Source organism: Kribbella catacumbae DSM 19601 (assembly GCF_000372465.1).
In the GTDB taxonomy this organism is placed as follows: domain Bacteria; phylum Actinomycetota; class Actinomycetes; order Propionibacteriales; family Kribbellaceae; genus Kribbella; species Kribbella catacumbae.
Genome location: NZ_AQUZ01000060.1, coordinates 1 through 24,604, shown reverse-complemented (window position 1 = coordinate 24,604; position 24,604 = coordinate 1). Strand labels below are relative to the sequence as shown.

Sequence of the window (24,604 nt, the reverse complement as noted above, 5' to 3'; positions counted from 1 at the left end):
GGTCAGCAGCCGAGCGGGCCCTACCCGCCGAACCAGCAGCAACCGCCTTACCAACAGCAACCGCCTTACCAACAGATGCCTGCCCAACAGCAACAGCAGCCGCCGTACCAGCAGGCGCCCAATCAGCCGCAGTACCAGTACGGTCCGCCCTCGGTGGCGCCGCAGCAGGCGCAGGGGTTCGGCTGGGGTCCGCAGTTCGCCCCGCCGGGCGGCCCTGGTGGACCTGGTGGGCCGCAAGGCTTCCCGCCGGGTCCCGGTGGCTTCCCACCCGGGCCGGGCTTCCAGCCGGGCTGGCAGCAGCAACTGCCGCCGCGGAAGAAGTCCAAGGCGCCGCTGTTCGCGATCCTGGGCCTCGTCGTGGTCGCTGTGGCCGGCCTGTGGATCTTCGGTGTGATCAAGAAGAACGCCGACAACAACTACACCCAGCCGTCGTCCACGCAGCCGAGCTACCGGTCGACCGAGACCACCTCACCGACGGAGCCGACCTCGTCGACGGAACCGACCGGCGAACCGACGACCACCGAGCCGACCACCAGCGAGCCGACCACCACGGAGACACCTGACAAGCCGAAGGTGCCGGATCTGGACATCGTCTCCAAGAACGCGATCTACCGGACCGGCCAGATGCGCTCGGTGAACTGCAAGGAACCGAACATCGCGCCGAGCACGGCCGCCAACGCGGCGAAGTACTGGGCCCGGATCAAGCCGTGCCTGGACCAGTCTTGGGCGCGGCAGGTTGCGCTGGCGGGCTTCCGGTTCCGGGCGCCGACGATGCTCTACTGGTCCGGTGTGAGCGTGAGCACGCCTTGTGGCAACGGCGCCGTCTCGGTGCCGTTCTACTGCCCGCCGAACCACAAGATGTACATGAAGGTCGACAACTTCGTGAAGCGGTACAACGAGTACCCCCGGGCGGACACCAAGGCCTACGCCCGGATCTGGTACACCCGCTCGATCGCCCACGAGTACGGCCACGCCATGCAGTCCGTCACCGGCATCCTGGACGCCTCGGACCGGCTTGAGTACGAGGCGGACGGCTACGACGCCCGGATCCGGATCACCCGGCGGCTGGAGTTGCAGGCGAACTGCTTCGCGGGCGTGTTCCTCGCCGCCAACAAGCGCAGCTACCCGGTCAACGGCCTGCTGCTGGAGGCCTGGAACAAGTGGGTCATCACCTCCGGCGACAAGCCGAACCAGGGTGACCACGGCAGCCCGGCGAGCCAGGCGCGCTTCATGGGCCGCTCGTTCATGACCGGGAACCCGGCCAGCTGCAACACCTACGCGGCGTCAGCGGCCAACGTGAGCTGACCTGGGGTCGTCGCGACCAGCCCGTACGTCGTACAGTGCGTCGAGCTGGACCCAGTACCTGGTGAGTGTGCTGCTGCTGCGGCACCGGAATACGCAGCAGCAGCACGCTCATCGCCTCCGGACACTAGGCCGTCTTGGCATCCAGCAACTGCAGCAGGTCGTGGGCGGCGAGCTCGATCTTCTTGTGCCGCCACTCGGAGGCGCGGTAGACGCAGGCGATCAGCCCGGTCCGGTGCAGCCTCCGCAGATCGCCGTACACGAAGCCGAAGCGGGCCTTGGTCTCGTCACCGGCACCGACGGTCAGCCCGAGATGCCACTGCCCGTACTCCTCCCACGAGTGCGACTCGAGGAACTTGTTCTGCGCCTCGGCGTGCGGCTGGACCTCACCCCACTCGCTGTCCAGCACGTACTGCCGGCTCTCGATCAGCCGCTTCGCATACTCCACAGCCTGCTCGTTGACCTCGTACCTCGCCATGCCACCCCAGTGCCCACAACCGCGTACCCGATGCGTTTACGGGTGGGCGCTGGCTCGCCAGGCGTTGGGGCCGGGGTGGAGCGGGCGGGTGTGGTTTCGCCAGTAGGTGGCCCAGTTGCTGGCGTGGTCGGGGTCGGCGGTCGGGGCGGGGGTGGCTCGGGTGGAGACGACGGCGAGCAGGGCGGCCAGTTCCTCGGGGGTCGGGTCGCCCTTGACGACGCGTAGTACGGGGTCGGTCATGGGGGCTCCGATCAAAGCGGGATGTTGCCGTGCTTCTTGGGCGGGAGGGTGTCGCGCTTGGTGCGTAGCAGGCGGAGGGCGCGGACGATCTCGGCGCGGGTCTCGCTCGGCTTGATCACCGCGTCGATGTAGCCGCGCTCGGCCGCGATGTAGGGGTTGGCGAGGTGGTCCTCGTACTCCGTGATCAGTTGCCGGCGGCGCGCTTCGGTGTCCTCGCCGGCTTCGGCGGTGGCGGTCAGTTCGCGGCGGTGCAGGATGTTGACCGCGCCCTGGGCGCCCATCACGGCGATCTGCGCGGTCGGCCAGGCGATGTTCATGTCGGCGCCGAGGTGCTTGGAGCCCATCACGTCGTACGCGCCGCCGTAGGCCTTGCGGGTGATCACGGTGATCATCGGCACGGTCGCTTCGGCGTAGGCGAAGATCAGCTTGGCGCCGCGGCGGATGATGCCGTTCCACTCCTGGTCGGTGCCGGGCAGGAAGCCCGGTACGTCGACGAAGGTCAGGATCGGCACGTTGAACGCGTCGCAGGTGCGGACGAACCGGGCCGCCTTCTCGGAGGCGTCGATGTCGAGGGTGCCGGCGAACTGCATCGGCTGGTTCGCGACCACGCCGACCGGGCGGCCCTCGACCCGGCCGAAGCCGACGAGGATGTTCGGCGCGAACAACACTTGTACCTCGAGGAACTCGCCGTCGTCGACGACCGCCTCGATCACCGTGTGCATGTCGTACGGCTGGTTCGGCGAGTCCGGGATCAGCGTGTCGAGCGCGACGTCGGTCTCGCTGGCCTCGAGGTCGGCGTCGGAGTCGTACGCGGGCGGGTCCTCGAGGTTGTTCTGCGGCAGGTGCGAGACGAGGGCCTTGACCCAGTCGATCGCGTCCTCCTCGTCGCTGCCCAGGTAGTGCGCGTTGCCGGACTTGGTGTTGTGCGTCCGGGCGCCGCCGAGCTCTTCCTGGGTGACGTCCTCGCCGGTGACGGTCTTGATCACGTCCGGGCCGGTGATGAACATGTACGACGACTCGTCCACCATCACGGTGAAGTCGGTCACCGCGGGGGAGTACACCGCGCCACCCGCGCACGGGCCCATGATCAGCGAGATCTGCGGGATCACACCGGAGGCGCGGACGTTGCGGCGGAAGATCTCGCCGTACAGGCCGAGGCTGACGACGCCTTCCTGGATCCGGGCGCCGCCGGAGTCGTTGATGCCGATCAGCGGGCAGCCGATCTTCATCGCCAGATCCATCACCTTGACGATCTTCTCGCCGAACACCTCACCCAGGCTGCCGCCGAAGACGGTGAAGTCCTGCGCGAACACGCACACCTGGCGGCCGTCGATGGTGCCGAACCCGGTCACCACGCCGTCGCCGTACGGGCGGTTCGCGTCCAGCCCGAAGGAGGTCGAGCGGTGCCGGGCGAACTCGTCCAGCTCGGAGAAGGAGCCCTCGTCCAGCAGCAGCGCGATCCGCTCCCGCGCGGTCTTCTTGCCGCGGGCGTGCTGCTTCTCCACCGCGCGCTCGGACCCGGCGTGCACGGCCTCGTCCAGCCGGTGCTCCAGATCCGCGAGCTTTCCGGCGGTGGTGTGGATGTTCACGGTCTCTCCCATAAGCGGGCACTCTAACGCCTGCGGACGCCGCGCCCAGATGACGATGAACACACCGGATGCAAGAATCCTACTGTGGAGTATGACGACTTCCAGGCCGAGCGCCGGCGGATCATCGCCGCCTGGGGCAGTGAGATCACCGACCCGGAGCAGCTGAGCGCGGAGGTCGAGCGACTGCGGGACCTGGCTGCGACGGTGGACGGCGACGACCTCCGGGCCAAAGCGATCCGCTACCTCAGATCGATGGACACCCTGGTCGCCGAAGCCCGCGCGCCCGAGAGCGAGACGCTGCGACAGGCCTCGGACGTGCTGATGCAGGCCTCCAGACCGGACGGTACGCCGGACCAGCGGCGCGCCCGGGCCGAAGAGGGAATGCGCGAGATCGCCCGGATCGCGGCCGCCGCGCCGACGCCGGCCGAGCGGCTCGCGGCGCTGAACATGAACGAGCCGCTGGCCGAGATCGTCCACGTGCTCGATCCCGGCTGAGATGGCCGAGTCGGTGGGCCGGCGGCCCGACTCCGAAGTGCCGGATATCGACGACGGGCTGTGGGAGCGGATCCGCGATGCCGTGCTGGCTGAGTCCGGCGCGGCCAAGTCGTTGTGGAACGGCCACCTCGGCTACACCGATCCGGCTGAGCCGGTGCTGGGTGAGGCGTACGGCGATGCCCGCCTGAAGCTCAGCGAGGCGGAGGTGGTCCGGCCGTTGCAGGAGATGTTCGAAAAGCGCGGAGAGCGGGTGACCCAGGAGCAACTGATCGCGCGCCGGCGCGCGTTCGAGGTGGTCGTGCACGAGTTCGCGCATCTGGCGGTGCCGGCCGACTACGAGATCTGGGACCGCCTGGACGATATCGGGCGCCAGGAGCTGATCCCGATCGAGGAGGGCTCGAACGAGGCCTGGAGCCAGGCGAAGATGGACGCTCTGATCGATCGCGTGCTGCCGCGGGACCTGGCGGTCCAGCTGAGGGCGGTGGACTCGCCGCGGCTCTACCCGGGCTGGGATCCGGCCGCGCGGGCCTTCGCCGACGACGTCGGGGCCGAGACGGGAATCGACGGCGACGAGGTCCTGGATCTGATGGCCCGCGAGGCGCGGTCGGGCAAGGCCCGGGCCGTGGCCGAGCTGCTTTTCGAGAACTCGGAGCTCCCGAGCTTGGTGCCGCCGGACCAGCAGGCCGGCGTACGACGGCAGTTGCGGGAGCAGATCGATACCGCGTTCGCGGACCTTCGCCCACTGGGCGAAGACAGCAGGGTGAACCTCCGCTCGATCTCCACCCAGCGAGGCCAGGTGATCGCCGAGTCGGTCGTGCGCGGCATGCGCGCTACCGAGAAGCAGTTTCGCTCCGATCCCGTCCGGCTGGCGCAGGAAGCCGCCCGCCAGGCGCAGGAGCGCAGCTCGCCGGCCGAGGACCTCTCCGCGTTGCCGCCGCCCAACCCGGACGACCAACGCCCCGGCCCCGAGCAGGCCGCCGCGCCAGTGGACCCACGGATCGCCGACGCCCAGCAGCAGGCGCCTGTGGCTGGTGCGGAGGTGGAGGGGTTGCGGAAGCTGATGGGTGAGCAGGCCCCGGCTGCTGGGGCTGTGCGGGTGCCGCAGGGGCAGGCGGTGGGTGGGCGCGCCGATGCGACTGGGCGCGTCGCCGGGCCGGCGGCAGGTCGTAGTACGGAGACGGCTGAACGTTAGACCTTCGGGCCGACGACGAAGAGTTTGCTGAGGCGGGCGGCCAGGGCCAGGTCGCCGCGGACGGAGAGACGCTGTTTGAGTACGGCGAGGACAGGGTCCTCGTTGCCGGTGACGATCTTCAGCAGCGTGGCCGGGTCGGTGCGGACCGAGATGGCCGGCGGCTCGTCGTGGTCGGTCAGGATCCGGCAGGCACCGTCGCTGACCCGGATCCGGTACTCGTCGATGCCGCCGCCGCTCGCGCCGGTGATCTGCCAGGCGACGATCGCGTCGAATCCCTCCGCCCGGGCCGGGCGGAGGTACTCCGGCATCCGTCGAAAGATCTCGCGCAACGCGATCTCCCGCACGCCCCCGATGAGCCGATGCCGGAGCTCTCGCTCCGAGGTCCGGTCGACGAGGCGGGCCAGCTCGCCATGGTCGAGCGCGGCGAAATCATCCGACTCGAGCCACCGCGCACTGCCACGTTCGGCCAACCGGACGACCTCCCAGGCAGTGGTGGAACGAGTTCCTACCAGACCGTAGGAATTTCCTACGGCCTGATAGCTTTGTCAAGTGGTCAGCCCTGAAGACCCGGTTGCGGAACCTCGCCGTCGTGCCGCACACCTGGGCCCGGAGCGTCGGCGTCCGCTGATCCTGGACGCGGCCCTCGAGGTGTTCTCCGAGCGCGGGTACGCCGGGACGACGATGCAGTCGGTGGCCGATGCCGCCGGGGTGACCAAGCCGGTCGTCTACGACTCCTTCGCCAACCGCGACGAGTTGCTACTCGCCCTGCTGGCTCGCGAGGAGCAGCACCTGGTCCTGTCGATCATGGCCGCGCTACCCGCCGACCCGACCGTCGGTACGCCGCAGGAGCACGTGCTCGAAGGCCTGACCGCGTTCCTGGAGACGGCGGCCAAGTCACCGCACTCCTGGCGGATCGTCTTCGGAGCGCAGTACGGCGCGGCGCCGGTGGTGGCCAACCGGGTCCGGGCGGCCCGCGCGTTCCTGGTCGAAGGTCTGCGGTTGACCCTTGTGCAATCGTTGCCGGGCGTCACCGAACCGGACGCGAACCTCCCGGTGCTGGCCGAGATGCTCGCCTCGATGACCGAGAGCTGCGCCCGGATGCTCGTCGTCGACGGCACCGACCGCACCCCGGCCCAGCTCGCCAAAGTGGTCTCCCAGGTCGTCGGCGGCGGTTTCAGCGCGATCTAGCCCACCCACCTCCTGCGATCATTCGCCCCCTTTTCACCCTCTACGCCGGCTACCCAGCGTGTGAGTTCGATCGAGGAGGGTGAAAAGGGGGCGAATGATCGGGGGTGGGGAGGTCACGGTTGGCGTTCAGTGGACGGACTGGGAGGCGGTGTGGCGGGGGGCCGGATATCGTGGGCGAACGTGACCGAGACCGGCAGTCAGGCGAACGCCCGCACCCGTACCCGCGCACGTTTCGAAGTGCCTGAGGAGCTGCGGGCCGACGTACGCCTGCTCGGCGAGCTGCTCGGCCGGGTCCTGGTCGAGTACGCCGGTCAGCCGCTGCTGGATGACGTCGAGAAGCTCCGTGAGCTGACGATCGCCGGCGACGGCGCGGGGGCGGAGGCGCTGGTCGCCTCCTGGCCGCATGAGCGCGCCGAGGACGTCGCCCGCGCGTTCACCTGCTACTTCCACCTGACCAACCTGAGCGAGGAGCTGCACCGCGCCCGCGTACTACGGGAGCGTGACCGCTCCGGGGATGCGCCGGCCGTGTCCGAGCTCGCCCAGGCCGTGGAGAAGATCAGCGCCGACAGTGGTGAGCAGCAGGCGCGTGCCCTGCTCAACGGGCTGGAGTTCCGCCCGGTACTGACCGCGCACCCGACCGAGGCGCGGCGGCGCGCGGTACTGGCGACCATCCGGCGGATCTCGAGTCTGCTGGAGGTGCGCAACGACCCGCGCGCCGGTGACAGCGAGCTGGCCGAGAACCAGCGCCGCCTGGTCGAGCAGATCGACATCCTCTGGCGTACGTCGCAGCTGCGCACCAGCCGGCCGACCCCGCTGGACGAGGTCCGCTCCGCGATGGCGGTCTTCGAGGAGACCCTGTTCGATGTCGTGGCCAACGTCTACCGCCGGCTCGACGACGCGCTGGCGGGCGAGTCTGCCGGTGTGCGGCAGCCGGTGGTCGCGCCTTTCGTCCGGCTCGGCTCGTGGATCGGCGGCGACCGCGACGGCAACCCGAACGTCACCGCCGCGATCACCCGCGAGGCCATGCAGATCCAGGCCGACCACGTACTGCGGGCGCTCGAGCAGGCGACCGACAACCTCGGCCGCGCGCTCACCCTGGACTCGGCGACCACACCGCCCTCCGCGCCGGTACGCCGGATCCTGGAGGACGCCCGGGCGGTCAACCCCGAGCTGATCACCGACATCGAGACCCGCTCGCCCTCTGAGCCGCATCGCCAGCTACTGCTGCTTGCGGCGCGCAGGCTGGCCGCGACTCGTGCACGGGACGCCGACTTCGGCTACCCGCGAGCCACTGACTTCCTGCACGAACTGAAGGTCCTGCAGGACTCCTTGGTCTCCGCAGGCGCACTGCGGCAGGCGTACGGCGAGTTGCAGCAGCTCATCTGGCAGGTGACCTCCTTCGGTTTCCACCTGGCCGAGTTGGAGGTCCGGCAGCACTCCTCGGTGCACACCAAGGCTCTGGAAGAAGTACTGAGCGGTGGCGAGCTCTCCGACCAGACTGAGGAAGTACTGGCCACACTGCGGGTGATCGGCCAGATCCAGCAGCGCTTCGGCCCAGAGGCCTGCCGCCGGTACGTCGTGTCCTTCACCCGCAACGCCGGCGACCTGGCCGCCGTCTACGAGTTGGCTGATGCCGCCATGGACGGCCGGCCGATCGAGCTGGACGTAGTACCGCTGTTCGAGACCGGTGAGGATCTGCAGAACTCGGTGGAGGTGCTGGACAACGCGATCCAGCTCACCCGGGTCCGGCACCGCCTGACGGCCAACGACAGGCGCTTCGAGGTCATGCTCGGCTACTCCGACTCCGCCAAGGACGTCGGACCCGTCTCGGCGACCCTGGCCCTGTACGACGCCCAGGCGCGCATCACCGCCTGGGCCCAGCGCAACGCGATCCGCCTGACCCTGTTCCACGGTCGTGGTGGAGCACTGGGCCGTGGCGGAGGCCCGGCGAACCGCGCAGTACTCGCTCAGGCTCCTGGGTCGGTCTCTGGCCGGTTCAAGCTCACTGAGCAGGGCGAGGCGATCCCTGCTCGCTACGGCAACACGGCGATCGCCCAGCGCCACATCGAGCAGGTCACCGCCGCCACACTGCTCGCCTCGACTCCCGGCATCGAGGAGCGAGCGACAGTCGCGGCGGATCGGTTCGCAGTGGTCGAGAAGACCATGGACGAGGCCTCCCGTGCGACGTACCACCGGCTGGTCAAGGCGCCGGGCTTCGCGGAGTGGTTCGGCCGTGTCACGCCGCTGGAGGAGCTCGGGCAGCTGCCGCTGGGTTCCCGGCCGGCTCGCCGCGGGGTAGCCGTGTCGTCGCTGGAGGACCTGCGGGCGATCCCGTGGGTGTTTGCTTGGTCGCAGGCGCGGGTGAACGCACCGGGTTGGTACGGCCTGGGCTCCGCGCTGTCGGCCGTCGGCGACGTCGCAGTGCTGCAGGACGCGAACCAGCACTGGCCGTTGTTCCAGGTGATGCTGGAGAACGCCGAGATGTCGCTGGCGAAGACGGACCGCCGGATCCTCGGCCGCTACCTGGAGCTGGGCGACCGGCCCGACCTGACCCAGCAGATGCTGGACGAGCACGAGCTGACGACCGAGTGGGTGCTGAAGGTGCTCGGCGGCGACAAGCTGCTCAGCGGCCGCCGGGTGCTCGGCCGAGCCGTAGAGCTGCGCAACCCGTACGTCGATGCGCTGAGCTACCTGCAGTTGCGAGCTCTCCGGACCCTGCGGACGGACGACTCGCTCGACGAGCAGCAGATCGTCAGGACGAGGCGGCTGCTCCTACTAACCGTGTCGGGTGTCGCCGCCGGCCTGCAGAACACCGGCTGATGTTCGGCGATCTGGAGAGGCCGCCCCTCGACGTTGAGTTCCTGCGGGGGCGGCTGGTCCGTCCTGGCTCGCTATGGAGCCAGATCGACGTACTGGCCGAGACGGAGTCGACCAACGCCGTCGTAGCCGCCGCAGCGCGCTCCGGGGCGCCTGAGGGGCTCGTGGTGGCGGCGGAGTACCAGTCGTCGGGTCGTGGGCGGCTGGGGCGTACGTGGACCACTCCGGCGCGCTCTGCGCTGCTCATGTCTGCTCTGCTGCGCCCGACGGGCGTCCCGTCGCATCGTTGGCCGTGGCTGGGGCTACTGGTTCCGCTGGCGGTCGCGGCCGCAGTACGGCAGGTGGGGGAGATCCCTGCTCAGGTGAAGTGGCCTAACGACGTACTGGTGGAGGACCGGAAGCTGGCGGGCATCCTGCTGGAGCGGGTGGATGGGCCGGCGGCGGTGGTCGGTATCGGCCTCAACGTCACGCTGAAGAAGGCGGAGCGGCCGACCGAGGTGGCGACGTCGATGGCGCTGGAAGGTGCCGCGACAACCGACAGGGCCACGGTGCTGTCCGCAGTACTGCGGGAGCTGGCTGCTCGCTATCGGACCTGGGTCGACGCATCTGGAGACCCGGAAACGATCCTGCCGGACTACCGGGAGCTGTCGGCGACCTTCGGCCGGCAAGTGCGAGTGGAGCTGCCCGGCGGCGTCTTCCTGGAAGGTACCGCCACGGATCTGGATTCCGATGGACGGCTGGTGGTGCTGACCGCCGACGGCCCACACGTCCTGGCCGCCGGCGATGTCACCCACGTGCGTTCTAGTTAGTGAAGAGCTTCGCTGCGGTGATCAGCGTCTGGATGATGCCGTAGCCGAGCAGGACGGCTACCAGCGCCCAGGAGACGACTAGCCGGGGAGTCTGGTTCATTTCGCTGCCTCCGCTGCGGTTGCCTTGGCTGGTTCGTGGAACCGGTCCGCGACCGGCCGGATCAGCAGGTTGGCGACGAAGCCGATCGCCAGGACGCCGACCATGGTGAACAGCGCGGGCCGGTAGGCCTCGGCTGTCAGCGTGCCCGGTTTCCCTTCCCTGTCGAGGAATCCGTTGATGATGAGCGGCCCGGCCACCCCGGCGACCGACCACGCGGTCAGCAGCCGGCCATGGATCGCGCCGACCTGATAGGTCCCGAAAAGATCCCGCAGGTACGCCGGTACGGTGGCGAAACCGCCGCCGTAGAAGGACAGGATGACCGCGGCGAACAACACGAACAGCGCGGTGCTGTTGTGGCCGACGGTGGCCAGCAGGAAGTAGAAGATGATGCTGACCCCGAGGTACATCGCGTAGATCGGCTTGCGCCCGATCAGGTCCGACGTCGACGACCAGACGAACCGGCCGGCCATGTTGAAGATCGACAGCAGGCCGACGAATCCGGCCGCCGCCGCGACCGCGACACTCGACTTGCCGTCGCCGCCGCGGAAGAAGTCCTGGATCATCGGGCTGGCCTGTTCCAGGATGCCGATCCCGGCGGTGACGTTGCAGAGCAGGACGACCCACAGGCACCAGAACTGCGGGGTCTTGATCGCGTTCGCCGCCGACACGTTCGCGGTGGTGACGAGGGATTTCGCCTTCACCGTCGCGGGATCGAACCCGGCCGGCTTCCAGCCGTCGGCGGGGACCCGGATGTTGAACACGCCGAACATCATGATCACGAAGTAGCCGATGCCGAGCGTCAGGAACAGTGCGACCAGCGCGCCACCACCGGCCACCGAGCCGGACTTGTTGGGGTCGTAGCCGTCGTCGTACAGGCTCAGTAGCTGGCGGGAGAGCGGGCTGGCGACCAGGGCGCCGCCGCCGAAGCCCATGATCGCCAGGCCGGTGGCGAGGCCGGGCCGGTCAGGGAACCACTTGATCAGCGTGGAGACCGGGGAGATGTAGCCGATCCCCAGCCCGATGCCGCCGATGAAGCCATAGCCGAGGTAGACCAGCCAGAGCTGACCGGTACCGATGCCCAGGGCCCCTACCATGAACCCGCTGGCCCAGAAGCAGGCCGAGACGAACATCGACTTGCGCGGGCCGTTGCGTTCAACCCAGGTGCCGCCGATCGCGGCGGACAAGCCCAGCATCACGATCGCGATGCTGAAGATCACCCCGATCGAGGTCTGGCTGGCGTCGAAGTGCTTGGTCATCGACGTCTTGTACACGCTGGTCGCGTACGCCTGACCGATACACAGATGCACAGCCAGTGCAGCCGGCGGGATCAGCCAGCGGCCGTACCCCGGTGGCGCGATGGTGTGCTCGCGATCGAGTACCGACAAGATGCCCATCACGGCTCCTCAGAGTGTTCGAGCCCCCCAGATTGTGTGACGCAGGACCCCCTCGCGCATCTTTGCGGACAGTATGCGATTTGTGAAGCAGTTGATTAGTTAAGGTTCAACTACCACCCAGGGTCTGCCCAGAAGCAGTGTCCGCAAGGGCAACCGTGTCGACCGGCGACAAGCGGCCCCCCGAACTGTGAGACTGGGGACATGGCGATCTCGGCGAAGTTGTTGGGTGAGGACGAGTACGTCGTCGTCAGCACCCGGACGCACTGGAAGGCGCTGATCTTCCCGGTGTTCCTGCTGCTCGTGGTGGCGGCCGGCGGCGCTTTCCTGGCTGCCGTGGTGCCGGAAGGCAGCCTGCAGACTCCGGCCCGGATCGCGATCGGGGTGGTCGGCCTGCTGATCCTGTTCGGGTTCGCGGCCAAGCCGTTCCTGAACTGGTTCTTCTCCAGCTACACGCTGACCAACCGGCGGCTGATCACCCGGCACGGCATCCTGACCCGCACCGGCCGCGACATCCCGCTGATGCGGATCAACGACGTCTCCTACGAGCACGGCCTGATCGACCGGATGCTCCGTTGCGGCACACTGCAGATCCAGTCGGCCAGCGAGGGCGGTCAGGTGGTCCTGCCCGACGTGCCGCACGTGGAGCAGATGCACCTGAAGATGTCCGACCTGCTCTTCGGCGGCCCGGACGGCAAGCCCGGCGACGGCTACCTCGACGACGAAGCCCCGCCGGAACCCCTCCGCCGCCGCGAACCCCGTAGTACAGCTGAGCCGGACTCCGAAACCCTCTTCAGCTCCGACGACAACGACCGCCGCTGACCCCGCGGATCAGAAGATCTCGATGCTGGCTGGTGCGATCGGCCAGCCGAACGCTGCGGTGGCCAGGGTGAGTGTTCCGGGGGTGTGCTCGATGACCCGGCCGGTGGCGGCGAACTCGGCTAGCCTGCGGCCGCCGAGGTAGGCCGCGCCGAGTTCGGTCACGGACAGGCTCAGGTCGGCCGTGTCCTCGGTCCGCTCGCATCGCACGGCCGGACCGTCCGCAGCCAGCCGGAACCGCCCGGCGTTGGCCGGAATCACTTCGTCGGTCACCTCGAACACGAGGTCGACCGCAACGGCGTACCGGCGTTGCTCGAGGGCGCGGGCGACGTCCGTCACGCGCAGCCACAGGGATTCGGTCACCCGCCGGTTCAGCGCCGTCGGGGTGGTGACGAGTTGCTGCAGCGGCTCATCTGTCGCGGCGAAGCCGAACCTGAGCGTGGCGGCCAGATCCAGCGTCAGCAGGTGCTGCCACAGGGCCCGGTAAGCAGCCGGCTCGACCGCGACCAGCTCTTCGACCTGTACCTCGCTGGCGGGACCGGTCGGCCCCCAGCCCATCTTGCCGCGCCAGAGGGCGTAGCCGTCGATGGTGCCGGTCTCGTCACGGTGCACCAGGATCTCGCGGGCGGTCATGCCGCCGCGATCGTCCGGCTTGTCGGTCAGGCGCTGCTCCCACAGGAGATCCGACCGACCGGAGACACCCGGTCGCCGTTCCTGCAAGTTTCGATGCAACGAGGGCAGTTCCTTGAGGGCATCAGCGGCGGACAACACACTGATCTCGCCCGGACGCGTCCGCACGCTGGAGGGCCCGACCCGATGCAGATCGACCTCGTACGACGTACCGAACGCGGCAGCGCCGTACCCGAAGCGTCCGTAGATGCCGGACTCGCTGGCCCAGAGCACCGCGATGGCTTCCGGTACCTCGCGCAGTTGCCGGGTGATCAGTTCCGCCATCAGACCGCGCCGGCGATGGGTGGCCCGCACTCCGACCCCGGTCACATGCGCCGCCGGAACCACCGCACCGGGGACGGACAGGTCGCGCGTCAACGCCCGCGTGGTGCCGACGAGTTCAGCGCCGTCGGTCGCCGCCAGCGCCCGCTCAGGCTCGAACAGTCTTCGCCCGAGGTCGTCGACGGACGACTCGAACAGCATCGCCCCGGCGAACAGGGCACCCATCTCTTCATAGTCCTCGGCCACGGCCGGACGCACAGGGAACTCGGTCACCACCGCATCCTCACACGGCGGGCGGTTCGGGGCAGAAGGTTTTTTCAGCGAATGACCGGCAGGTCGCCGGTGCTGTCGGTGTCCAGGGCGGCCGGGGAGTCCGGGGCCTTGACCTGGTGCTCGGCCTCGTCGAGGGCGATCTCTTCGCGGAAGACGAACTTGCGGTAGGACCAGAAGCGGAACAGCGTGCCCAGCCCCAGGCCGACGAAGTTGGCGGCGATGTTGTCGGCCAGCCAGCTGTGCTGGTCCAGGACGTACCGCGAGAAGCCGAGGCAGCCGGCCGCGATCAGCAGGCCGATGCCGTTCAGGACGAAGAAGAGCACGTACTCGCGGTGCAGCCCGGTGCGCTCACGGTGCCGCCAGGTCCAGTGCCGGTTGCCCAGGTACGTCGCGATGGTGGCGACCGTCACCGAGATGAACTTCGCCGTGACGGGCTTGTCGTGCAGCATGCCGTTGGTCGACGCGCCGAGGACGAGCGGGTTGTCGAAGACCAGCCAGTTGTAGATCGGCAGGTCCACGACCATTCCGAGCAGTCCGACCAGACCGAACTTGGCCACCTCGTGCACCAGGTGCTCCACCTGGCGATACAGCGTTGTGACGATCTTCAACGGTCCCGGAAACTCTCTGTGAACACGGACGGCGGCACGGACAGCTTCCCACGGTACCCGGCAACGGGTCAGACGCCGAAATTCCCGGCCCGTCTTGACGTCTCCTTGACGCCGCCGAGCTGGCGAAGTTGTCCGCACATTAGGCTCCACCCGTGAAGTTCGAGCGCAAGGATCTCCCCGTCGGGACCCCCGTGGTGGGCATGGTCGGAGGCGGTCAGCTGGCCCGGATGACCCAGGAAGCGGCGGTCGCGCTGGGCATCCAGCTGCGGGTGCTCGCCGAAGGGCCCACGGTCTCCGCGGCCCAGGCGGTCGCCGACGCGCCGGTGGGCGACTACCGCGACCCCGACACCGTACGCCGGTTCGCCGCTGACGCGGACGTGGTCACCTTCGACCACGAGCACGTCCCGACCGAGCTGCTCCGGGCCCTGGAGGCCGAGGGCGTCAAGGTCCGCCCCGGCCCCGACGCCCTGGTGCACGCGCAGGACAAGGCGGTGATGCGGCAGCGCCTGGACACCATCGACGCGCCCGCGCCGGCCCATCAGGTGGTGGCGTCCAAGGCGGACGTCGACGACTTCGCCAAGCGCATCGGCGGCTTCCCGATCATCCTGAAGACCACCCGCGGCGGGTACGACGGCAAGGGCGTCTGGGTCGCCACCAGCGCCGACGACCCGGTGGTCGACGAGGCGTTCGCTTCGCGGGTGCCGATCCTGGCCGAGGAGAAGGTCGACTTCGTGCGCGAGCTGTCCGCGATCGTCGCGCGCTCCCCGCACGGCCAGGCGGTCGCGTACCCGATCGTGGAGTCCGTCCAGCGGGACGGGATCTGCGTCGAGGTCACCGCCCCCGCGCCCGATCTGAGCCCGGACAGGGCAGCTCAGGCCCAGCAGACCGCGCTGAAGATCGTCGGCGAGCTCGGCGTGGTCGGGATCCTCGCGGTCGAGATGTTCGAGGCCCGCGACGGCCGGCTGCTGGTCAACGAGCTGGCGATGCGGCCGCACAACACCGGGCACTGGTCGATCGAGGGCGCGGTCACCAGCCAGTTCGAGAACCACCTGCGCGCAGTACTGGATCTGCCGCTCGGGTCGCCGGCGGCGCGTGCGCCTTACACGGTGATGGTCAACGTTCTGGGCGGTGACGTCGAGGACATGCATCTCGGGCTGCTGCACTGCATGGCCCGCGATCCTGGGCTGAAGATCCACTTCTACGGCAAGTCCGTGAAGCCCGGCCGCAAGGTCGGCCACGTGACGGCGTACGGCGACGACCTGGACGAGGTCCGCGAACGCGCCCGGCACGCAGCGGCGTACCTGACCGGCACCATCGACGAATGAGGGCGACAGCATGACCGTGGGAATCCTGATGGGCTCGGACTCGGACTGGCCGACGATGAAGGCGGCCGCCGAGGTCTGTGTCGAGTTCGATGTGCCCTTCGAGGCAGATGTTCTGTCGGCGCACCGGATGGCGGTCGAGATGATCGACTACGGAAAGGCAGCGCACGACCGGGGGCTGAAAGTGCTGATCGCCGGAGCCGGTGGCGCCGCGCATCTGCCCGGCATGCTCGCGTCGGTCACTCCGCTGCCCGTGATCGGCGTACCGGTGCCGTTGAAGTACCTCGACGGGATGGACTCGCTGCTGTCGATTGTGCAGATGCCGGCCGGGGTACCAGTGGCTACGGTGTCGATCGGAAACGCGCGCAACGCCGGTCTGCTGGCGATCCGGATGCTCGCCGCGCACGACGAGAAACTGCTCGCCAAGATGATCGCTTTCCAGGAGAACCTGGCCGAGCTGGCCCGGGCGAAGGGCAGTACTGTGCGTGATGGCGCGGCAGAGCTCCGTAAAGGCTGAACACTCGCAGGTTTTCCACAGTCTGGGGCGGGTAGCCGTGAGTTCCCATCCATTGTCGTCTAAGGTCGTCGATCGTGACTCCGCCCGCAGAACCGGATACGCAGCGCATCCCGGTCCGATACTGGATCTGGCTCTTCGGCGCAGCTGTCTCGCTGCTCGGCGACCTGACGATGACGTTTGCCATCGGCTGGTCCGCCAGCCGGCATGGCGGACAGGTCGCCGGCCTGGTGCTGCTGCTGGCCGCGGCACCGCGCGCGGCCCTGCTCCTGATCGGCGGCGCGGTAGGCGACCGGTACGGCGCGCCGAAGGTCCTGCTGGCCAGCTGCATCGCGATGTTCGTGGTCACGAGCGTCCTGGTTCCGGCCACGCTGGCGGTCGGCGAACCGATCAGCCTGCTGCTGGCCACCGCGTTGATCGTCGGAGTCATCGACGCGTTCTTCCTGCCGTCGTCCCGCTCGATGCCCCGGCTGCTGGTGTCGCCGGAGCTGGTCCCGCGCGCACTCGCTAGCTTCCAGGTCACAGGAGTCGTCTTCGCCGTCACCGGTACTGCGGTCGGCGGCGTGCTGGTGAACTGGCAGGGGCTGACCGCGGCCGCCGGTTTCGACGCGCTGACGTTTGCCGTGATGATCATCGTGCTGCTGTCGTTCCGGGGCATGCCGGCCGGTTCGACCGGACCGCGGACGGGGATGTTTCGTTCGATCGTCGACGGCGTCAAGGTCGCGTTCGGACGGCCGCTGACTCGCGCGCTGCTGATCACGATGACGGTCGCGGCCGGCCTGTTGATGCCGCTCGACGCGCTGCTACTTCCCTTGCTGGCAAGGGATCACGGCTGGGACGCGTCGACCGCCGGCCTGCTGGTCGCCAGCCGCAGCCTGGGCGTCGGCATCATCGCGCTACGGATCCTGGCGAAGGGGGCGTTCGCCCGTCCCGGCATCTTCGCCGCACTCGGCCTGCTGCTGGCCGGAGTCGGACTGCTCGGCCTTTCGGCCCTCGATCCGTTGCCGCTCACCTTCGCGGCCGGAGTGGTCAGCGGGATCGGCGTGGGTACCTTCACCGGACACGTGCTGCCGCTGTTGATGAACTCGGTCGAGCGCGAGTACCAGTCCCGGCTGCAGTCGGTGGTTGTGCTCTGCCAGAGCCTCGCGCTGGTCGTGATGAACCCCGTACTGGGCACCTTCGCGGACCTGGACGGGGTGGGCATCACCGGCGTCTGCCTAGGCATCGGCGTGGCGTCGGCCCTGATCGGCCTGTTCGCCCTCACCCGCCCCGTCCTGCGGAACGCGACCGTTTCTTAAGGCTTGTTCTTAAGGCCTGCCAGGGGCCCGGTAGATCCAGCCCGCGTCGCGCCACTTCTGCGCCTCCAGGGACAGCCGGGCGTCGACCACGACGGGAGCCTCCACGACCCCGCGCAACGCGGCCGGGTCGAGCAAGCGGAACTCTGGCCACTCGGTCAGGTGCAGCACCAGGTGCGCGCCCTCGCAGGCCTCGGCCGCGGATCCGGCGTACCGGAAGGTCGGTCGGACCTTGCGCGCGTTCTCCATCGCCTCGGGGTCGAAGACGGTGACGGTCGCGCCGTGCAGCTGGATCCGGCCGGCGATGTCGAGAGCCGGCGAGTCGCGGACGTCGTCGGTACCGGCCTTGAACGCCGCGCCGAGGACGGTCACATTCTTGCCGACCCAGTCGGCGCCGAGCAGTTCGTGCACCACGTCGACGATCCGCGCGCGCCGGTGCTGGTTGATGTCGTCGACCTCGCGGAGCAGCGTGATGACCTCTTCCACGCCGAGCTCACCGGCCCGGGCCATGAACGAGCGCAGGTCCTTCGGCAGGCAACCGCCGCCGTACCCGGGACCCGCGTTCAGCATGCCGCGGCCGATCCGCTTGTCGTAGCCGAGCGCGTCAGCGAGCAGGGTGACGTCCGCGCCGGTCGCGTCGGTCAGTTCGGCGAGCGCGTTGATGAAGGAGATCTTCGTTGCCAGGAAGGCGTTTGCGCCGCCCTTGACGAGCTCCGCGGTGGGCAGGTTGCAGACGACCACCGGCGAACCCTCGGCGATCGGCTGCGCGAAAACCTCACGCAGCTTGGCCTCAGCCGCATCGGACTGTACGCCGAAGACGAGCCGGTCCGGGTGCAACGTGTCGTCCACGCCGTGCGCCTCGCGCAGGAACTCCGGCTGCCAGGCGATCTCGACCTGCGGGCCGGCCGGGGCCTCGGCGTGGAAGCGCGCCTCCACCATCTTCGACGTACCGACCGGGACGGTGGACCGGCCGACCACCAGGCAGGGCTTGGTCAGCAGCGGGGCGAGCATGGTGACGACGGAGTGCACCTGGGCGAGGTCGGCGGAGTCGCTGCCCTCGAGTTGCGGCGTACCGACGCAGACGAAGTACACGTCGGCCCAGTCGGCGATCTGGGTGTAGTCGTTGGTGAACCGGAGCCGGCCGGAGTCGGTGTGCTTCTTCAGCAACGGGTCCAGGCCCGGTTCGTACAGCGGAGCCTTGCCGTCGTTCAGCAGTTTGAGCCGGTGCTCGTCGATCTCGACACCGATCACGTCGAAGCCGAACTCGGCCATGCCCGCGGCAGTGTTGGCCCCGAGGTAGTTGGTGCCGATCACCGCGATCCGCAGTGGTCGCGCGCTGGTGGGCGTGCCTTCAGTCATGCGGGGGACTCTACCGATCACGGTTATCACCCGGTGACCGGCTCATGTCCACTGCTCATCGGTGGGTGCGCCGTTCGTCACTTTCCGGGTACGGCGTCTCCCGGCGGCGCGGGTTTCGTCGTACCTTGGTACTCGTGAGTAACTCATTCGACCTGTACGCGCTGTCCGAGGAGCACCAGGCGATCCGGGAGGCCGTGCGCGACGTCTGCGACGCGAAGGTGGCCCCGAACGCCGGCGACGTGGACGAGCTCGCCGAGTTCCCGAAGGCGTCGTACGACGCGTTGAAGGCGTCGGACTTCCACGCCCCGCACATCCCCGAGCAGTACGGCGGCGCCGGGGCGGACGCGCTGGCCACCGTGATCGTGATCGAGGAGGTGGCCCGCGCCTGCGCGTCCACCTCGCTGATCCCCGCGGTGAACAAGCTCGGCTCGCTGCCGTTGCTGCTGTCCGGGTCGGATGAGGTGAAGGATCGCTATCTGCCACCGGTGGCGGCGGGCGACGCGATGTTCTCGTACTGCCTGTCGGAGCCCGAGGCCGGTTCGGACGCGGTCTCGATGAAGACCCGCGCCGTCGCCGATGGCGACGGGTTCGTGCTGAACGGCGTGAAGCGCTGGATCACCAACGCGGGCGTCAGCGACTACTACACGGTCTTCGCGTTGACCGACCCCAACTCCCGCTCGAAGGGCATCAGCGCCTTCGTGGTCGAGAAGTCCGACGACGGTGTCTCCTTCGGCGCCCCCGAGAAGAAGCTCGGCATCAAGGGCTCACCGACCCGCGAGGTGTACTTCGACAACGTCCGGATCCCGGCCGGCCGCCTCATCGGCGAGCTCGGCACCGGCTTCGGTACTGCGATGGCGACGCTCGACCACACCCGCGTGACGATCGCCGCGCAGGCACTCGGCATCGCGCAAGGCGCACTCGACTACGCGCTCGGCTACGTCAAGGAGCGCAAGCAGTTCGGCAAGGCTCTGGCAGAGTTCCAGGGCCTGCAGTTCATGCTCGCCGACATGGGCATGAAGATCGAGGCCGCCCGCCAGCTCACCTACGCCGCCGGGGCCCGCTCCGAACGCAACGACAGCGACCTCACCTACTTCGGCGCCGCCGCCAAGTGCTTCGCCTCCGACGTGGCGATGGCCGTCACCACCGACGCAGTACAACTCCTCGGCGGCTACGGCTACACCCACGACTACCCGGTCGAACGCATGATGCGCGACGCCAAGATCACCCAGATCTACGAAGGCACCAACCAGGTCCAACGAATCGTCATGGCCCGCCAGCTACTCAAGGGCCTCAGCTGAGGGTATTTCTGCAGGTCAGAGGCTGATTTCGGGTTTTCGGCAGACAGGCCGCCGTCCGGCTCCCATGAGGCAGTTGGGGAGCGAACGGCGGCCTGCTCCGTCACTGCTCCGTGAGATCTGAGGGACAAGAGACGAGCAAGTCTGGAGTCGACAGCCTTCCGCGCCCGCTCATGCGATGACGGCAACATGTGGGTGTAGAGCCGGAGGGTGAAGCCTGGGTCTCCGTGGCCGAGGTATTCGGCGAGTTCTTTGATGTTGACGCCGTCGGCGAGCGTGATGCTCGCGTAGTAGTGCCGCAGCGCGTGCATGCCGCTCTCTCGACGGGTGACGTAGTGCTTCCGCCCGCGGGCATCTCTGGTCGGCTCGCGAATGACTCCGGCATGGAGCAGGGCTGGCTTCCAGACGAGCTCGTCGTAGGTCCGCGCCCGGATGTGTTTGTCGTCCGTCCAGCGGAACAGGAGCCTGACGGTGTGAGGACCCGCCGTCGACCTTCTCCCACGGGAGTGTGTACGGTCGCGGTCCAACAGCTTCGATGTGATCCTTCAGGACCAGGGCTGTCCCGTCGGACATCGGGACCGTCCGCTCGGTGTCGTTCTTCGGCAATGCGAACACAAAGTCTCTGCCGAGCTTCTTCACCTGCCGCCGCACGTGGATGACCATCGCGTCGAAGTCGATGTCCTCTTCCGCGAGGCCGAAGATCTCACCTTGCCGCAGACCGCAGGCAGCACCGACGGCCGCGATCGGCCTGTACTGCGGGGGATGCCCTTCGACAATTCGCACTACGACGTCATCACCCCAAACCACGACGTTCCCGCCCTTCGGCGAAGGCAGCTTGACCACGCTGGCCTTCGCCGGGTTCCGCTTCAGCGTCTCGTCGTCCACAGCCAAACCGAGTATCCCTTGCAGGACCAGGTACGCCGCCCGCGCGGTCGACGACCCGAAGCGCGTATTCAGATCCACGACCCAGGCAGCGATCTCCGACGGCCTGATCGTCCTGAGCTGCCTGCGACCGAACACCGGGGTCACATGCAGCCGAAGCACCGACTCGTATCTGATCGCGGTCGCCGGATCTACCACCCGCGATGCCAGCCACCGCTCCGCGACCTCCTCGAACCGGACCTTCCCAGCCCTCGGATCGATGTACTCCCCACGCTCCCGATCCGTCTCCATCGCATTCCCATGCCGCTCAGCCGCCCCCTTGGTACTGAACGCCTTCGTCCGCTCCTTCCCCAGCGGATCGACCCACCCAGCCAACCACCGCTTCCCACGCCCCCACCGCGCGTTCCGCTCCCGAACAACCGTTCCGTCCTCCTGCTTAGCCGGCCGAGTCCACAGATCCTTCACATACGCCATCCCGCCGCACCTCCACCGAAGCTGATGTGCGAGCTCAACGGCTGAGAGCGAGATGCCTTGCACCCCGCCCAACCTGTACGGCGTGCCTCCGCTGCGCGCCGCGGCTAGTGCCTAGCTCAGCCTTGGAAGGCCGTCGTGGAGGTACGCGACCGTCTGCGAGTCGACGGCTTTGAGGGCGGCTTCGAGGCGGAGCCAGACGTATGGCCGCAGCCGCTCGCGTGCTTCATCCGGCTCGAGAAAGGCGTAGCGCTTCAGCTCGTCGGAATCCGGCCGCAAGCGGGAGATCTGGGCAGGCTCAAGCTGTCCAGCGTCGAAGATGAACATCAAAGAGTCGTCCCATGGGCCGTGCGGTGCGACCCAGTCAACGCAGGCGAGCGTCAGTTGCCTGGATGTCAGTTCGAGGTTGAGCTCTTCCTTCAGCTCGCGGATCAGGCCGTCGATCGGTGGTTCGTTTGCCTCGATCATGCCTCCGGGGAGATCCCAATCGGGCTTGTAGTCAGGTTCGACGAGGAGGATCCGGCCCTGATGATCGCGCAGGATCGCATCCGCTCCCACCCGCTTCCTGGCCTGCTTGGCGTTGCCCTCAGCCAGGTGCTCCTGCCACGCCTCGGGGTCGCGACGATAGAGCGGTTCGTCGGTCATCTGGCGCGCACCTGCGTGTCGGGCGCGTCCGGAGTCATCCATTGCTGGAGCCATACCTGTTGGCGCACGGCGTCCGCCAGGATGTGCCTGGTCTCGCGGACGTCGGCTGAGTCGGCGTGCGGTGCGAGCTGATCGTGGATGTCTCGGAGTTGCTGCACGACCAGTTGGGATCCGAGTGATTGTGTTGCTTCGACGACCTCGCGGGTGGTCCGGCAGGCCTCCTCGAGTTCGCCCTGATCGATCAGTGTTGCGATGAGGAAGAGCTGTCCGAACGCGCGACTCCGGGTGCTGTTCGAGGTCCGGAGTGCCAGGATCCGCTGCGCATGTTCTTGCGCTTTCCCGGGCTTGCCCAGTTGCCTCATACAGCGTGCGGCCTCGCTGGACAGACTGCCCAGGTCGAAGCGGCTCACCCACTCGGAAGGAGCCTGTTCGTGAGTTCCAGCGAGTGCTGTTTCGGCCTGTCCCAAGAGTGCGTACGTCTCCTGGCTGTGTCCTAGGGCGGCGCGGCCTTTGGCTTGCATCGCCAGAAGTCGCGCACTGAGTTCGGGGTTTGCGGGGGAGTCCGCTAATGCTTTCTGTCCCGCTCGGGCGAAGCGCATGGCCCCGTTTGGGTCGGCCCGGTGGTGAGCAAGGTGACTGAGACTGGCGAGGATGTGTACGCCGAGATGGCGGTCCTGCCCGGCCTTGGAGAGATGGAACGCGCGCAGGAAATGGCTGTAGGCGCGGTCGTCACGACCAGCATCGTGTGCCATCCAGCCGGCCATCTCCGTCAGCCCTGCCGCAGCAGTGAAGACACCGGGATCCTCAACGACCACATCGCCACCGAACATCCGCGGACCAACGTGCATATGCAGGTACTTCACCACCGCGGCATACAGATGCCCGCCCCCGACCTGCTTGTCGGCAGACCTGAACGCCTGCATCGCAAACACGTCATTGCCCTGGGCGCGCTCAGAGCGGATCGCGACACCAGTTCGCTCCGGTGGTCGGGGTCGATGTAAACGCATCGGGGGATCGGCTGCGGCCGGAAAAGATGCGGAGATCGACTCGCGGTCTGGCTGTTTCGCGATCTGCAGACGTGCGGCGAACCGTGACTTCTCGTCCTCGCTTGCTGCTGCCAGCAGCGAATCCAGTCCCTCCTGATTGATCGGCCTCGGACGGATGTTCTCCCCGCCTGCCTCCCACCGGGAGACCATCCGCTCGCTCACACCGATTCGCGCGGCGAACTCGCGGGTGCTCAGCCGCTGCGACTCGCGCAGCGCCCGCACCTCGCGACCAGACCAGACCTGGACCATCACGGGCCAAGTCTCCCATTGCCGCGCAGGGCTCTCTACTTGAACACCGATCATCCGGTTCAGTGAAAGTTCAGTACTGCGTCAGCGGCAAACCATGGTGCCGACAAACCAGTCGGGCCGAGGCTGATCCCACAACAGCAACTGCTGATTCGCACTGAATCCAACGGGGTTAGACGCATGCGAGTGGCCTTCGGATACTTCAAGAAGCACTTCCTCATGACCGATGCGGAGACCGCCGCATGCCGTCAAGGAATCGTTGACTGCGCAGCAGTTCATGGCTGCGAGCTAGCCGCCCTGTTCATCGACGAGCTCGACACCGCTCCTGACGAGTTACACAAGGCGCTGACGGCGCTCATGGATCGCGACGACCGCGTCCTGATCGTGCCCAACCTTCTCCACTTCGCCAGCAACGGCAACCCGATCGAGTTCCGCCGGAGCCTCCAGAACCACCAGATCGACGTCCTGCTGTCCGAGGTACCCAATCAGGCGGGGCGGGTGTGCTGAGGGGTTCCCCTCTCCTCAATGACCCCTGCGTTCCGCACCCGTCCCGCCTCTCCACCAACCAGAAACCCGCGATGCCCTCTCCCAACACCGCCCTCCGCGAGGCACGGCAACGAACGCCGTCACCCACAGACCCGACCCGCCCAATGTCCCGCGCAGACCTAGCCGAAGCAGTATGCGCCTGGCTCTGGCGCGAGCGGGGCATTCAAATGCCACTGGACGGCCACTACATCGCCAAGCTCGAACGCGGAGCCGTACGCCGAACCGGCAAGCTCTACCGAGAAGCACTCCGAGCCGTGCTCGGCGTAGCCACCGACCGCGAACTCGGCATGGGCCACTCAGATCGCCCGCAGCTCGCCAACCGGGTTCGACTGGCAACCGGTGCATATTCGAAGTGTGCGGTATTCCGTCTTCCTTGGGCGATCGAGGATTGGATCACTGGCTCTGGGTTCATGAGCAGTGTTGGATCATGAAGGATAGGGGCATGGGCCCTGACCCTGGTTCTTGGACACGCTGAATCCAGCCATGTGCTGGGGAAGCGAGATGATCAGGACCATGGCCCGCAAGAACTACTCCGAGGAGTTCCGTCGGCAGGCCGTCGACTTGTACGAGTCCACTCCGGGAGCGACGCTGCGTGGGATCGCAGCCGATCTCGGGATCGAGCGGGCGACCCTGGCACGCTGGGTCGACCTGTATGGGACGGGCAAGAAGACGACCGCCGACGGCAGCACCATCAGCAGCCCGTCCAGGCCCCGCCGGCGTGAGACGCCAAC

26 protein-coding genes are annotated in these 24,604 nt (G+C 67.9%); 13 read left to right on the top strand and 13 right to left on the bottom strand.

Annotated features, from left to right (window positions below):
- Nucleotides 1-75 precede the first annotated feature (75 nt).
- Entirely contained in the window at nt 76-1,305 is a 1,230-nt protein-coding gene (locus tag A3ES_RS0138170) for a neutral zinc metallopeptidase (RefSeq protein WP_020392113.1), read from the top strand.
- Between the two features lie 124 nt (nt 1,306-1,429).
- Here A3ES_RS0138170 and A3ES_RS0138165 read toward each other — a convergent pair whose 3' ends face one another.
- The 3 genes from A3ES_RS0138165 to A3ES_RS0138155 are packed head-to-tail and all read right to left on the bottom strand — an operon-like array spanning nt 1,430 to nt 3,621.
- Nucleotides 1,430-1,780 carry a hypothetical protein gene (locus A3ES_RS0138165; protein WP_020392112.1) on the bottom strand — a complete coding sequence of 117 codons (351 nt, stop codon included), beginning with the start codon at nt 1,778-1,780 and terminating at the stop codon, nt 1,430-1,432.
- Nucleotides 1,781-1,816: 36 nt separating this feature from the next.
- Nucleotides 1,817-2,020 (bottom strand): acyl-CoA carboxylase subunit epsilon, encoded by a 204-nt coding sequence (locus A3ES_RS0138160; RefSeq protein WP_020392111.1) that lies wholly within the window; start codon nt 2,018-2,020, stop codon nt 1,817-1,819.
- Between the two features lie 11 nt (nt 2,021-2,031).
- Nucleotides 2,032-3,621 carry an acyl-CoA carboxylase subunit beta gene (locus A3ES_RS0138155; RefSeq protein WP_020392110.1) on the bottom strand — a complete coding sequence of 530 codons (1,590 nt, stop codon included), beginning with the start codon at nt 3,619-3,621 and terminating at the stop codon, nt 2,032-2,034.
- 72 nt (nt 3,622-3,693) lie between these two features.
- Here A3ES_RS0138155 and A3ES_RS0138150 point away from each other — a divergent pair, with 72 nt between their 5' ends.
- On the top strand, nt 3,694-4,104 hold the full coding sequence (locus A3ES_RS0138150) for a hypothetical protein (RefSeq protein ID WP_020392109.1): 411 nt from the start codon (nt 3,694-3,696) through the stop codon (nt 4,102-4,104).
- 1 nt (nt 4,105) lies between these two features.
- Nucleotides 4,106-5,296 carry a hypothetical protein gene (locus A3ES_RS0138145; protein WP_020392108.1) on the top strand — a complete coding sequence of 397 codons (1,191 nt, stop codon included), beginning with the start codon at nt 4,106-4,108 and terminating at the stop codon, nt 5,294-5,296.
- Here the strand turns inward: A3ES_RS0138145 and A3ES_RS0138140 are convergent.
- Complete coding sequence (locus A3ES_RS0138140; protein WP_020392107.1) at nt 5,293-5,766, bottom strand: SCP2 sterol-binding domain-containing protein; 474 nt, start codon at nt 5,764-5,766, stop codon at nt 5,293-5,295. The genes A3ES_RS0138145 and A3ES_RS0138140 overlap by 4 nt on opposite strands.
- A 79-nt stretch (nt 5,767-5,845) precedes the next feature.
- Between A3ES_RS0138140 and A3ES_RS0138135 the strand changes: the two genes are divergently transcribed.
- From A3ES_RS0138135 to A3ES_RS0138125, 3 genes are all read left to right on the top strand, one after another.
- Nucleotides 5,846-6,484: a TetR/AcrR family transcriptional regulator gene (locus A3ES_RS0138135; RefSeq protein WP_020392106.1), complete on the top strand. Its 639-nt coding sequence runs from the start codon at nt 5,846-5,848 to the stop codon at nt 6,482-6,484.
- A 180-nt stretch (nt 6,485-6,664) separates the two neighbouring features.
- Nucleotides 6,665-9,304: a phosphoenolpyruvate carboxylase gene (locus tag A3ES_RS0138130; protein WP_020392105.1), complete on the top strand. Its 2,640-nt coding sequence runs from the start codon at nt 6,665-6,667 to the stop codon at nt 9,302-9,304.
- Nucleotides 9,304-10,110 (top strand): biotin--[acetyl-CoA-carboxylase] ligase, encoded by an 807-nt coding sequence (locus tag A3ES_RS0138125; protein WP_020392104.1) that lies wholly within the window; start codon nt 9,304-9,306, stop codon nt 10,108-10,110. Before A3ES_RS0138130 ends, A3ES_RS0138125 begins: the two co-directional genes overlap by 1 nt.
- On the opposite strand, the gene A3ES_RS57320 is transcribed toward A3ES_RS0138125, so the two are convergent.
- Nucleotides 10,103-10,210 (bottom strand): MFS transporter small subunit, encoded by a 108-nt coding sequence (locus A3ES_RS57320; protein ID WP_020392103.1) that lies wholly within the window; start codon nt 10,208-10,210, stop codon nt 10,103-10,105. The genes A3ES_RS0138125 and A3ES_RS57320 overlap by 8 nt on opposite strands.
- Nucleotides 10,207-11,604: an OFA family MFS transporter gene (locus tag A3ES_RS0138115; RefSeq protein WP_020392102.1), complete on the bottom strand. Its 1,398-nt coding sequence runs from the start codon at nt 11,602-11,604 to the stop codon at nt 10,207-10,209. Before A3ES_RS0138115 ends, A3ES_RS57320 begins: the two co-directional genes overlap by 4 nt.
- A gap of 201 nt (nt 11,605-11,805) precedes the next feature.
- Between A3ES_RS0138115 and A3ES_RS0138110 the strand changes: the two genes are divergently transcribed.
- Complete coding sequence (locus A3ES_RS0138110; RefSeq protein WP_020392101.1) at nt 11,806-12,423, top strand: PH domain-containing protein; 618 nt, start codon at nt 11,806-11,808, stop codon at nt 12,421-12,423.
- 9 nt (nt 12,424-12,432) lie between these two features.
- On the opposite strand, the gene A3ES_RS0138105 is transcribed toward A3ES_RS0138110, so the two are convergent.
- Nucleotides 12,433-13,644 carry a GNAT family N-acetyltransferase gene (locus A3ES_RS0138105; RefSeq protein ID WP_020392100.1) on the bottom strand — a complete coding sequence of 404 codons (1,212 nt, stop codon included), beginning with the start codon at nt 13,642-13,644 and terminating at the stop codon, nt 12,433-12,435.
- 44 nt (nt 13,645-13,688) lie between these two features.
- Complete coding sequence (locus A3ES_RS0138100; protein ID WP_020392099.1) at nt 13,689-14,252, bottom strand: GtrA family protein; 564 nt, start codon at nt 14,250-14,252, stop codon at nt 13,689-13,691.
- A 152-nt stretch (nt 14,253-14,404) separates the two neighbouring features.
- Between A3ES_RS0138100 and A3ES_RS0138095 the strand changes: the two genes are divergently transcribed.
- The 3 genes from A3ES_RS0138095 (at nt 14,405) to A3ES_RS0138085 (ending at nt 17,386) form a co-directional block, all read left to right on the top strand.
- Nucleotides 14,405-15,577: a 5-(carboxyamino)imidazole ribonucleotide synthase gene (locus A3ES_RS0138095; protein WP_020392098.1), complete on the top strand. Its 1,173-nt coding sequence runs from the start codon at nt 14,405-14,407 to the stop codon at nt 15,575-15,577.
- Between the two features lie 10 nt (nt 15,578-15,587).
- Nucleotides 15,588-16,091 carry a 5-(carboxyamino)imidazole ribonucleotide mutase gene (purE, locus tag A3ES_RS0138090; RefSeq protein ID WP_020392097.1) on the top strand — a complete coding sequence of 168 codons (504 nt, stop codon included), beginning with the start codon at nt 15,588-15,590 and terminating at the stop codon, nt 16,089-16,091.
- Nucleotides 16,092-16,165: 74 nt separating this feature from the next.
- On the top strand, nt 16,166-17,386 hold the full coding sequence (locus A3ES_RS0138085; protein WP_020392096.1) for an MFS transporter: 1,221 nt from the start codon (nt 16,166-16,168) through the stop codon (nt 17,384-17,386).
- A gap of 9 nt (nt 17,387-17,395) precedes the next feature.
- Here A3ES_RS0138085 and A3ES_RS0138080 read toward each other — a convergent pair whose 3' ends face one another.
- Entirely contained in the window at nt 17,396-18,742 is a 1,347-nt protein-coding gene (locus A3ES_RS0138080; RefSeq protein ID WP_020392095.1) for a UDP-glucose dehydrogenase family protein, read from the bottom strand.
- 134 nt (nt 18,743-18,876) lie between these two features.
- On the opposite strand from A3ES_RS0138080, the gene A3ES_RS0138075 reads away from it, so the two are divergent.
- Nucleotides 18,877-20,040 carry an acyl-CoA dehydrogenase family protein gene (locus tag A3ES_RS0138075; RefSeq protein ID WP_040456531.1) on the top strand — a complete coding sequence of 388 codons (1,164 nt, stop codon included), beginning with the start codon at nt 18,877-18,879 and terminating at the stop codon, nt 20,038-20,040.
- A 168-nt stretch (nt 20,041-20,208) separates the two neighbouring features.
- Here A3ES_RS0138075 and A3ES_RS56490 read toward each other — a convergent pair whose 3' ends face one another.
- The 3 genes from A3ES_RS56490 to A3ES_RS51925 all read right to left on the bottom strand — a co-directional run bounded on the left by A3ES_RS56490 (nt 20,209) and on the right by A3ES_RS51925 (nt 23,330).
- Nucleotides 20,209-21,393, bottom strand: coding sequence for a tyrosine-type recombinase/integrase (locus tag A3ES_RS56490; RefSeq protein WP_051084899.1), 1,185 nt, complete (start codon nt 21,391-21,393; stop codon nt 20,209-20,211).
- A 111-nt stretch (nt 21,394-21,504) separates the two neighbouring features.
- A complete protein-coding gene (locus A3ES_RS0138065; RefSeq protein ID WP_020392093.1) occupies nt 21,505-22,035 on the bottom strand; it encodes an NUDIX domain-containing protein in 531 nt (176 codons plus the stop codon).
- Nucleotides 22,032-23,330, bottom strand: coding sequence for a helix-turn-helix domain-containing protein (locus A3ES_RS51925; RefSeq protein ID WP_020392092.1), 1,299 nt, complete (start codon nt 23,328-23,330; stop codon nt 22,032-22,034). Before A3ES_RS51925 ends, A3ES_RS0138065 begins: the two co-directional genes overlap by 4 nt.
- A gap of 177 nt (nt 23,331-23,507) precedes the next feature.
- On the opposite strand from A3ES_RS51925, the gene A3ES_RS0138055 reads away from it, so the two are divergent.
- Entirely contained in the window at nt 23,508-23,834 is a 327-nt protein-coding gene (locus A3ES_RS0138055; RefSeq protein WP_020392091.1) for a hypothetical protein, read from the top strand.
- A 158-nt stretch (nt 23,835-23,992) separates the two neighbouring features.
- On the opposite strand, the gene A3ES_RS54605 is transcribed toward A3ES_RS0138055, so the two are convergent.
- A complete protein-coding gene (locus A3ES_RS54605; protein WP_157630971.1) occupies nt 23,993-24,169 on the bottom strand; it encodes a hypothetical protein in 177 nt (58 codons plus the stop codon).
- Nucleotides 24,170-24,386: 217 nt separating this feature from the next.
- Between A3ES_RS54605 and A3ES_RS0138045 the strand changes: the two genes are divergently transcribed.
- Nucleotides 24,387-24,604 (top strand): transposase (locus A3ES_RS0138045; RefSeq protein WP_020391295.1); only part of this gene is annotated, 218 nt, incomplete at its 3' end.

Coding starts and splice junctions, on each gene's coding strand:
- A3ES_RS0138170 (WP_020392113.1), top strand. CDS start 76: ATGCCTGCCCAACAGCAACAGCAGCCGCCGTACCAGCAGGCGCCCAAT.
- A3ES_RS0138165 (WP_020392112.1), bottom strand. CDS start 1,780: ATGGCGAGGTACGAGGTCAACGAGCAGGCTGTGGAGTATGCGAAGCGG.
- A3ES_RS0138160 (WP_020392111.1), bottom strand. CDS start 2,020: ATGACCGACCCCGTACTACGCGTCGTCAAGGGCGACCCGACCCCCGAG.
- A3ES_RS0138155 (WP_020392110.1), bottom strand. CDS start 3,621: ATGGGAGAGACCGTGAACATCCACACCACCGCCGGAAAGCTCGCGGAT.
- A3ES_RS0138145 (WP_020392108.1), top strand. CDS start 4,106: ATGGCCGAGTCGGTGGGCCGGCGGCCCGACTCCGAAGTGCCGGATATC.
- A3ES_RS0138125 (WP_020392104.1), top strand. CDS start 9,304: ATGTTCGGCGATCTGGAGAGGCCGCCCCTCGACGTTGAGTTCCTGCGG.
- A3ES_RS57320 (WP_020392103.1), bottom strand. CDS start 10,210: ATGAACCAGACTCCCCGGCTAGTCGTCTCCTGGGCGCTGGTAGCCGTC.
- A3ES_RS0138115 (WP_020392102.1), bottom strand. CDS start 11,604: ATGGGCATCTTGTCGGTACTCGATCGCGAGCACACCATCGCGCCACCG.
- A3ES_RS0138110 (WP_020392101.1), top strand. CDS start 11,806: ATGGCGATCTCGGCGAAGTTGTTGGGTGAGGACGAGTACGTCGTCGTC.
- purE (WP_020392097.1), top strand. CDS start 15,588: ATGACCGTGGGAATCCTGATGGGCTCGGACTCGGACTGGCCGACGATG.
- A3ES_RS0138080 (WP_020392095.1), bottom strand. CDS start 18,742: ATGACTGAAGGCACGCCCACCAGCGCGCGACCACTGCGGATCGCGGTG.
- A3ES_RS56490 (WP_051084899.1), bottom strand. CDS start 21,393: ATGGCGTATGTGAAGGATCTGTGGACTCGGCCGGCTAAGCAGGAGGAC.
- A3ES_RS0138065 (WP_020392093.1), bottom strand. CDS start 22,035: ATGACCGACGAACCGCTCTATCGTCGCGACCCCGAGGCGTGGCAGGAG.
- A3ES_RS51925 (WP_020392092.1), bottom strand. CDS start 23,330: ATGGTCCAGGTCTGGTCTGGTCGCGAGGTGCGGGCGCTGCGCGAGTCG.
- A3ES_RS0138055 (WP_020392091.1), top strand. CDS start 23,508: ATGCGAGTGGCCTTCGGATACTTCAAGAAGCACTTCCTCATGACCGAT.